This is a genomic window from Streptomyces sp. NPDC002133, assembly GCF_040296405.1.
Lineage (GTDB): Bacteria > Actinomycetota > Actinomycetes > Streptomycetales > Streptomycetaceae > Streptomyces.
The window spans coordinates 46,042-53,368 of the sequence record NZ_JBEOXF010000053.1 but is presented as its reverse complement, the minus strand read 5'-3'; the positions used below and the strand labels follow the sequence as shown (position 1 = coordinate 53,368).

General features: G+C 67.8%; 11 protein-coding genes and 1 pseudogene. 3 read left to right on the top strand and 9 right to left on the bottom strand.

Annotated features, from left to right (window positions below; all coding sequences use genetic code 11):
- The 6 genes and pseudogenes from ABT078_RS33395 to ABT078_RS33370 form a co-directional block, all read right to left on the bottom strand.
- Positions 1 to 380 (bottom strand): cation:proton antiporter domain-containing protein (locus ABT078_RS33395; RefSeq protein ID WP_351234455.1); only part of this gene is annotated, 380 nt, incomplete at its 3' end.
- Between the two features lie 62 nt (positions 381 to 442).
- Positions 443 to 529 (bottom strand): annotated as a pseudogene (locus ABT078_RS33390) (IS5/IS1182 family transposase); the annotation flags it as partial.
- Positions 530 to 657: 128 nt separating this feature from the next.
- Positions 658 to 1,101: a cyanase gene (cynS, locus tag ABT078_RS33385; RefSeq protein WP_351234453.1), complete on the bottom strand. Its 444-nt coding sequence runs from the start codon at positions 1,099 to 1,101 to the stop codon at positions 658 to 660.
- A gap of 32 nt (positions 1,102 to 1,133) precedes the next feature.
- A complete protein-coding gene (locus ABT078_RS33380) occupies positions 1,134 to 1,847 on the bottom strand; it encodes a cysteine hydrolase family protein (RefSeq protein WP_351234451.1) in 714 nt (237 codons plus the stop codon).
- A 152-nt stretch (positions 1,848 to 1,999) separates the two neighbouring features.
- Entirely contained in the window at positions 2,000 to 2,608 is a 609-nt protein-coding gene (locus ABT078_RS33375) for a TetR/AcrR family transcriptional regulator (protein WP_351234449.1), read from the bottom strand.
- Positions 2,609 to 2,847: 239 nt separating this feature from the next.
- Positions 2,848 to 3,447 (bottom strand): carbonic anhydrase, encoded by a 600-nt coding sequence (locus ABT078_RS33370; RefSeq protein WP_351234447.1) that lies wholly within the window; start codon positions 3,445 to 3,447, stop codon positions 2,848 to 2,850.
- Positions 3,448 to 3,571: 124 nt separating this feature from the next.
- Between ABT078_RS33370 and cynR the strand changes: the two genes are divergently transcribed.
- The 3 genes from cynR to ABT078_RS33355 all read left to right on the top strand — a co-directional run bounded on the left by cynR (position 3,572) and on the right by ABT078_RS33355 (position 5,910).
- Positions 3,572 to 4,477, top strand: a complete 906-nt coding sequence (gene cynR / locus ABT078_RS33365; RefSeq protein WP_351234445.1) for a transcriptional regulator CynR — start codon at positions 3,572 to 3,574, stop codon at positions 4,475 to 4,477.
- Positions 4,478 to 4,483: 6 nt separating this feature from the next.
- Positions 4,484 to 4,816 carry a DsbA family protein gene (locus ABT078_RS33360; RefSeq protein WP_351234443.1) on the top strand — a complete coding sequence of 111 codons (333 nt, stop codon included), beginning with the start codon at positions 4,484 to 4,486 and terminating at the stop codon, positions 4,814 to 4,816.
- Between the two features lie 482 nt (positions 4,817 to 5,298).
- Positions 5,299 to 5,910 carry a hypothetical protein gene (locus ABT078_RS33355; RefSeq protein WP_351234441.1) on the top strand — a complete coding sequence of 204 codons (612 nt, stop codon included), beginning with the start codon at positions 5,299 to 5,301 and terminating at the stop codon, positions 5,908 to 5,910.
- An 81-nt stretch (positions 5,911 to 5,991) separates the two neighbouring features.
- On the opposite strand, the gene ABT078_RS33350 is transcribed toward ABT078_RS33355, so the two are convergent.
- The 3 genes from ABT078_RS33350 to ABT078_RS33340 form a co-directional block, all read right to left on the bottom strand.
- On the bottom strand, positions 5,992 to 6,222 hold the full coding sequence (locus ABT078_RS33350) for a hypothetical protein (RefSeq protein WP_351234439.1): 231 nt from the start codon (positions 6,220 to 6,222) through the stop codon (positions 5,992 to 5,994).
- Between the two features lie 142 nt (positions 6,223 to 6,364).
- Positions 6,365 to 6,565: a hypothetical protein gene (locus tag ABT078_RS33345; protein ID WP_351234437.1), complete on the bottom strand. Its 201-nt coding sequence runs from the start codon at positions 6,563 to 6,565 to the stop codon at positions 6,365 to 6,367.
- An 84-nt stretch (positions 6,566 to 6,649) separates the two neighbouring features.
- The gene (locus ABT078_RS33340; protein WP_351234435.1) at positions 6,650 to 7,105 is read right to left on the bottom strand and encodes a DUF6292 family protein; all 456 of its coding nucleotides are present in this window, start codon (positions 7,103 to 7,105) and stop codon (positions 6,650 to 6,652) included.
- Positions 7,106 to 7,327: the final 222 nt, after the last annotated feature.

Genomic DNA, 7,327 nt, shown 5'->3' with positions numbered 1-7,327 from the left:
CCCAGCGCCGTCGCCATGAGAGCAGTGCCGACCAGCAGGGGATTCTCGACGAGTCCGGCGATGTGCATGAGCCAGCCGACCGCAGCCGCAAGGGCGGCCGAGGCGAGAAAGCCGGTGCCGATCAGCCGCGCGCGGGGCCCGCGGAGCTGCTGGATGTCGATCTCCAGGCCGGCGAGGAACAGCAGGAAGCCCAGGCCGATGACCGACAACAAGTCGACGGCGGTGTCCGCCTCGACGACGTGCAGCACGGCCGGGCCGAGGATGATGCCCGCCAGGATTTCGAGTACCGCGCCGGGCAGGGGAAGCCGGGGGACGGTGGCGAGCAGAAGCGGCACAGCGGCCGCTATGGCCAGCACGATCAGAAGGTTGTCGTAGCTCATGGGGACTCCAGTGGCGAGGAGGGCGTTGTCAGGTTGTTGAGGAGGTGGCTGGTTGACAACGCCGTCGGCGCGTAGGCCGGTCGCTCGGGCAGCAGAGCAGCGAAGTGGCTCCAGAGTGGTGCGGTCAGCCATGACGGAGGTGCAGGCACGGGTCCCCTGGTGATCACAGAGCGTCGCAACTCCATGATTGCCAAGACCCGTGCCTGCGCTGCTGCCGGGGTACCACCACCACGCCTATCTGACGCGGCCTCTTAATCGGAACCACATCCAACTGCGGTCAGGCTCCCGGGAATGGAAGGTACTTGCCGTTCAGGACGATCTCGACCCGATCGCCCTTGGGATCTTCTCGGCGGTTCAGGGTCAGCTGGAAATCGATGGCGCTCATGATGCCGTCCCCGAATTCCTCGTGGATCAGCTCCTTGATCGTCGGGCCGTAGACGGCGACGATCTCACGGAGGCGGTAGATCAGCGGGTCCGAGGCCATGGCGGCCTCGCTCTGCCCTCGGACGGGAGGAGTCTGGAGGACTGCGACGGCCGTGCGGGGCAGGTCGAAGATACGGGCGATCTTCTTCGCCTGATCGGCTGACAAGGTCATCTGGCCGAGGCAGGCCGTGGTCACCCATTCCTTGCTCGCGCCGAGCTCGTCGGCGACGTCGGCCCACCTGATTCCTTTCCTGATCTTCGCCTCGATGATCTGCTCGGTGACTTCGGCTCGGTTCACGATGGACGTCCTTCGGTCGTCGGATGCGGTGGTCAGTGTTCGCGCAGCGCCGCAACGGCTTCCGCCGTCGTCCATGTCGCGCTGGCCAGATAGCGGTAGTTGATGAGCGCGGCGAGGTACCCGTCGCCTTCGGGAAGCCGGGCTCCGGCTGTGGCGTCACGCACGACGACCACTTCGAAGCCCTGCTCGATGAGTTCACGCAAATGGCTCTCGACACACAGGTTGGCGGCCATGCCGGCCAGGATGACCTGCGAGACTCCGCGCTTGCGCAGTTGAAGGACGAGGTCGTTCGACTCGGGCCCAAAGATCTTGTGCGGCGAGGTGACGATGGTCCTGCCGTCGAGGATGTGCTCCCGGTAGGCGGGCAGGAAGTCGGCCCCGGAGTCCGCGAAGCCGTCGAGAGTGAGAGAGCCCTGGCGGTTGAACATGCCCACAGCGTGCATGTACTGCTCCAGCGGGCCGCCGAACTGCCAGCCATCGTCGGACGGGTAGTAGTAGTGCGGCGAGATCGCCACGGTGATGTCAGCGGCCTTGGCGGCTTCGAGCAGTTGCCCGATATGGAGAACGGTGTCGTTGTCGGTGACGCTGTCACCGAAGACCTCCCATGTGGCACCGGCCGGGCTGAGGAAGTCGATCTGCGGGTCGGTGACGACGAGAGCCGCGCGTGACAGGTCGAGACGGAAGCCGCTGTCCGGAAGCCCGGGCGCGGAGGGCTCTGCGTAGGGGTTGGTCTGGTTGGACGCCATGAGTGCACTCCTGATGGGTAGCTCGAAGGTGTAAGAGCAACTGCATCATAACTGTCCAGTCGTCTATGAATCCATAAGCGATTCGTGTGGATCCGATAACCGAGAGTCATCGACTTGTGCCCGCACGCATGGGCGCTGCGGAGTGTCGGCCCTCAGACGGAGGTCGTCTGCGTGCCGAGGAGCCGTGGCAGGGCTGTAGCGAGAAAGCGGTCGTAAGGGGCGCTGCTCCGGTCGAGGCGGCCCCGCATGGCCGCGCCCTCCCAGGATTCGATGAGCATGGACGCCAGCTCGGTCGTCTCGGGGGAAGCTGCGGCGTTCTGCCCGCTTCCGCTTTCCGCGAGGCAGGCTGCGACCAGGCGGGACCAGTGGTCCATGATGGCGGCCAGTTCCTCGCGCGCCTCTTGATTGCTGTCGGACAGTTCGAGGGTCATATTGCCGATGAGGCATCCCAAGGCGAAGTCCTGCTCGGCATGGTCCCGGGTCATGGCCTCGAAGAACCGGGCGACGCGTTGTACCGGCGGAGTGGACTCGTCGCTGAGTATGGGCGCGTGATTGCGGACGATCGCAGCCCAGTACTGCCTGAGGACGGCAGCGGCGAAGGCGTTCTTGCTGCTGTAGTAGCTGTAGAACGAGCCCTTGGGCACACCGGCCATGTCCGTGATCTCTTTGAGGCCTACCGCGTTGAATCCCTGGGAGTGGAAAAGGGTCAACCCCGCGTTGAGGAGGTTCTCACGGACGAGGGGATTCGCAGGTCGGGACACGGGCCCATTGTACCGCCGGCCTTGCGTGATGATCCGTCAGGTTGTCGATGAGCCCCTCTCCGCTCACCGGGACAGGTCGCTCGCGGACCGGTACATGCCGCAGCGACCTCGCCGACAGTACCGCGGCCGGCCGCCGGACCGGCGAGATCCACAGGCCGTCCGCGCGGACATGCTCGGCGACAGCGGTCGCACCGAGCGGGACACGGGCGTCCGGGATGACCGGGGGGCGAAGGGATGGGTCAGGCCGCGAGGGCGGGGTGCGTGCCGGTGTCGAGTTCTTCGACGGTTCCAGTGGGGATGTCGAAGATCCAGCCGTGCATCCGCAGGCCGTCCTCAGCCAGCGCGCGGGCCGCCGAGGGGTGGGTGGCTAGGTTCGCCAGCTGGGCGGCGACATTCTCCCGTACCAGCGTGGCGACCTTCTGTCCGCTCTCGGCAGGTTCGGTAAGGTCCTGGGCGGCAGTCGCGTGGCGCAGCCAGCCAGCAATGGCCGGGGTGCTGGTCAGGTCGTGGCCTTCGGCGAGAGCGGTCATGGCGCCGCACGCGGAGTGCCCGCAGACGATGATGTCCTTCACGCCCAGGACGACAATCGCGTACTCAATGCTGGCGGTGACGCCGTCGGCACTGGAGGTGTAGGCGGGGACGAGGTTGCCAGCAGTGCGGACGACGAACAGCTCGCCGGGGTCGGCCTGGGTGATCAGCTCGGGGACGACGCGGGCGTCAGAGCAGCTGATGAACATCGTGCCGGGCTGGTGGGTGGTGGCCAGGTGGGTGAAGAGCCCGGCCTTGGCGGGGAAAACCTTCCGCTGGAAGCGGTCTACCCCCTGGGCGAGATGACGCATGGCCCGTACTTTCCTTGATCGGATTGCCGCTGGGGCTGACCCCATTCACAGTGCACGACCTGTATATGCAGCGTCCAAGACTCAATAGCACTGGCTGCAATCGACCGCATCTATGGTTGCGGTCATGAAGCCGGAGCTGCGTCATCTGCGCTACCTGCTCGCAGTCGGCGAGCACGCAAGCTTCACCCGTGCCGCCGAGGAACTGCACATCGCCCAGCCCACCCTGTCCCAGCAGATCAGGCAACTGGAGAAGGCCCTGGGTGTCCAGTTGCTGGACCGCACCGGCCGCACCGTACGCCTCACCGACGCCGGGACCGCCTACGCCCATTACGCCCAGCGTGCGCTACAGGACCTCGCGGCCGGCGAGCGGGCGGTGCTGGACGTGCAGGACCTCTCCCGCGGGCACCTCCGCCTCGCCGTCACCCCCACCTTCACGGCCTACCTCACGGGCCCCCTTGTTGCCGACTTCTACACCCGCCATCCCGGCGTCACCCTGGACGTGCGCGAGATGACCCAGGACCGCATCGAAGCTGATCTGCTCAGCGACCGGCTCGACCTCGGCATCGCCTTCACAGGCGCCCATCTCCCGGGCATCGAGGCAGCCGCACTGTTCACCGAGACCCTCAGCCTTGTCGTCGGCTCTCAACATCCCGACACCCACAACCGCGGCCCCCTGCCCGTCACCGACCTCCGCGAACGCCATCTCGCAATGCTCAGCGGCGATTTCGCCACCCGCCGGTACATCGACCAGCACCTCGCCGAACACCAGGTGCAGCCGCGGATCGCGGTGGAGGCCAACTCCATCAGCGCCCTCACCGAAATCGTGACTCGCACTCCGCTCGCGACCGTCCTGCCCGATGCCATCACCTGCGACCACCCCCACCTGACCCCCATCCCCCTCTCCCCGGCCCTCCCCTCCCGCACCGTCACACTCCTGCACCGTGAAAGCACCTACCAAAGCGCTGCCGCTCGCGCCTTCACCTGCCGGGCCACCGACTGGGCACATGCCCACGGCTTCGACCTCGGCTGACAGGACGTGCTCCTGCGCCATCAGCCTGAAGCTGAGGTCGACGGTTACACCACCGCCTACCTCCTGAAGCTGGCGGGCAAGGTCGACGGCCTGCGAAGCCCGGCCTTCGACGCGGCCGTTGAGACGATGAAGTACCGCGACTTCGTCACCCGGTCCGAGAAGGCGTACGAACTCGCCGACGGGCCCGATGCCACCGGTCCGGGCACCCCCACGGCCGTCATCAACGGCACGCAAGTACCCCCAATGATGTTCGACGTTCTCTTCGACAACCAGGAGTTCACCCGCCTCCTGGTCAAAATCGAGCACGATCCCCAGGACCTCTGGGAAACCGGCTTCTGACAACCCAGGGCGGCGGCCTTGAACCAGCCCACCGCCCGGCCGTCGCTGCGCCGGGGGGAGGCTGCCCGTTCAGAGGGTGCGGTCTGTGGAGGCGGCCGAGGCGGAGCGCTCTGTGAAGGGCGTGGGAACGGTGCCCCAGAACCCCGCTTCGCGCTTGAGGGGAACCGACGCAATGCCGTTCTCGAGGTGACGGAATGCGCTGAGTGAGACCAGCCAGGCTGGAAGCCGCCCCGTATTCGTCGGCGCCCGCACGATCGTGTGATGTGATGTCTCCTGTCGCAGGGCGGGCGCCGAGGCACAACGCGATGGATACGGGGACGGGACAACAGCGGGACGGGGGCGCCATGTCGAGCGGGCAGGACACTCCCGTGACGGCCTGCGGTGCCCAACAGCTGCTGACGCGCGCCTTGACCCGAGAGTCAGGCCGAGCCCGGCAGTTCCTGACTGCCGGGGGATGGCGCCCCACCGATGCGGATGCCGATGTGGCGGCCCGGGTCCTGGCCCGCCTGACCGCCCCACTGCCCGCCCGCGGGCACGGCGGCGCACGGGCGCGGGCCACGGACCGGGACCGACGGCTCCAGCGGATCTGGCGCACCACAGTCCATCACCTCGATGCAGGTGCCGTCAGTGCGCCGGCCGCCGCCCTTCTGGCCGCTGTCGCTCGCGCCCTCCTGCCTTGGTACGCCGCCCCGAACCCGCCGGCCGCTGCGGCGGCTCCGCGCTACCTGGTTCCCCAGGACACGGCGGACGGCTTGCCGGTCCCGCCGACCGAGGCGGGCGAAGCTCTGCTCCCCGACCTGACCGCGCTGTTCGCCGCCCTGGCCGCCCCGGGCCCGTCCGGGACCGCTGCGCTCACGCCCCCGGCCGTGCCGTGGCAGGTCCAGTACCCGGGTCGATTCCGGCACTACGGTAGGCCCGCCCCCCACGTGTGGACGGCCGGCACCTTCCACTGCCCTGGGTGCGCAAGTGCGGACGGCCCTTGGACAGTGGCCTGCGACTGGCGCCTGATCACACTGGGCTGCCCGTGCGGGCTGGTGACCGACGAGCACGGTCTCACCTTCTCCGAAGTCTGGCTCCTTCTGCCGGACTCGTGAGCGAGCGTCGCCATCAACCTGCCCGGGCAAACCAAGGCGCTTCACGTAGTCGATTGCACACTCGTCGGCCGGTTGAAGCGCTCAGTTACAGCACGGGCGCAGGTGGCTCACCGGGAAACGCGTCAGGAATTGCACACAGGCCACGAGTGCGATCGCTGCCATTGCCAGGAGCAGAATCGACGGGCCCGGCCACCTGAACTTGTCATCGTCGGCAGCCACGACGCCGAGCACCGCCACGGCTCCAGCAGCCAGCAACGGCGCCGCGACTGAGGTGACTGATTCGATGGACCGCCCATACGACAGATCGTGCATGTCCGGACGGGTTCCTGAGGCTTCCGGCATCCCACCCCCCTCCGCACCACGGTAGTGGCCGCAGGCCCCCTGAACATCCTCTTCGCCGAAGGCCGACGGTGGGCCCGGCCGCTCGAGGGCCCTGCGACCCGTCTGCCAGTCCTCAGGCACGCAGGCAGGTGCAGTACGACGTGGCGACCTTCACCGCGCCAAAGCCGCCGACCTCGTGCTTGTGGGTCCACAGGTGCTGGCCGCGGAAGTCGGTGTCCACGAGCGTGGTCTGCCACGACGGGTTGGTCGGCGTCGCGGCGGCGAACTGGCACAGGTGTACCGACGTGTCGGTGACCTGGGCGCGGAACTTCACCCACGTGTTGCTCGGGATCCGCTCGGAGAGGGTCTGCGTGGACGACGGGGCCGGGGGGATCCCACAGGTTTTCGCTCCGGGTGGTCAGGCAGGCGTGTATAGGGCGAGTTGTGCCGCCAGCGACGGGGGAAGCCCGCCGGTCTCGACGGCTGCTGCGAGGTGGGCCGGGAGCGGCCTGTTGTGGGTGGGCGTTTCGGCGGCGTGCAGCGGGAGTTGTTCGGTGAGCACCTGGGAGGCGTGGCGGGCGGCGTCGGCTACTTCGGCCGGGTGCGGGACGAGCGCGGTGAGCAGTTGCTCCAGATCGCTGCCGTTCGCGTCGGGGCCGCTGTAGCCGTACGTCCACCCGTTGACGGTCGACCAGTGCAGCACGGTGCGCAGGGTCCGCAGTTCCTCCTCGTCGTACTCCTCGTCGGCGAGGGCGATGAGCGCTCCCATGCCCCGTCCGTCGTATTCCACTGTCACCTCGCCGCCCGCGAGGTCGCCGAGCACTGCGACGACAGCGTCGATGTACTCACGGTGCGGCAGAGGCAGGTCGCTCATGTCCTGCACAACGAGCACGCCGGATCGGCGGCACGGCACGCGGACTCCCGGTATCACGGCCAGCGCGCCGTTCACCGGGCTGGCCCAAGACCTGCAGCGGCTGGCGCGCAGGCACACGGCTCGCCCGCTGGGACATCTCCGCATCCGGTCGGCTCACCGTCTGGGACCGTGCGGCACCGCGCGGATATGTGCCGCGCATGGGCACGGCGGGTAGTTCATAGT

Coding starts and splice junctions, on each gene's coding strand:
- ABT078_RS33370 (WP_351234447.1), bottom strand. CDS start 3,447: ATGCGTCATCTCGCCCAGGGGGTAGACCGCTTCCAGCGGAAGGTTTTC.
- ABT078_RS33380 (WP_351234451.1), bottom strand. CDS start 1,847: ATGGCGTCCAACCAGACCAACCCCTACGCAGAGCCCTCCGCGCCCGGG.
- ABT078_RS33340 (WP_351234435.1), bottom strand. CDS start 7,105: ATGAGCGACCTGCCTCTGCCGCACCGTGAGTACATCGACGCTGTCGTC.
- ABT078_RS33350 (WP_351234439.1), bottom strand. CDS start 6,222: ATGCACGATCTGTCGTATGGGCGGTCCATCGAATCAGTCACCTCAGTC.
- cynR (WP_351234445.1), top strand. CDS start 3,572: ATGAAGCCGGAGCTGCGTCATCTGCGCTACCTGCTCGCAGTCGGCGAG.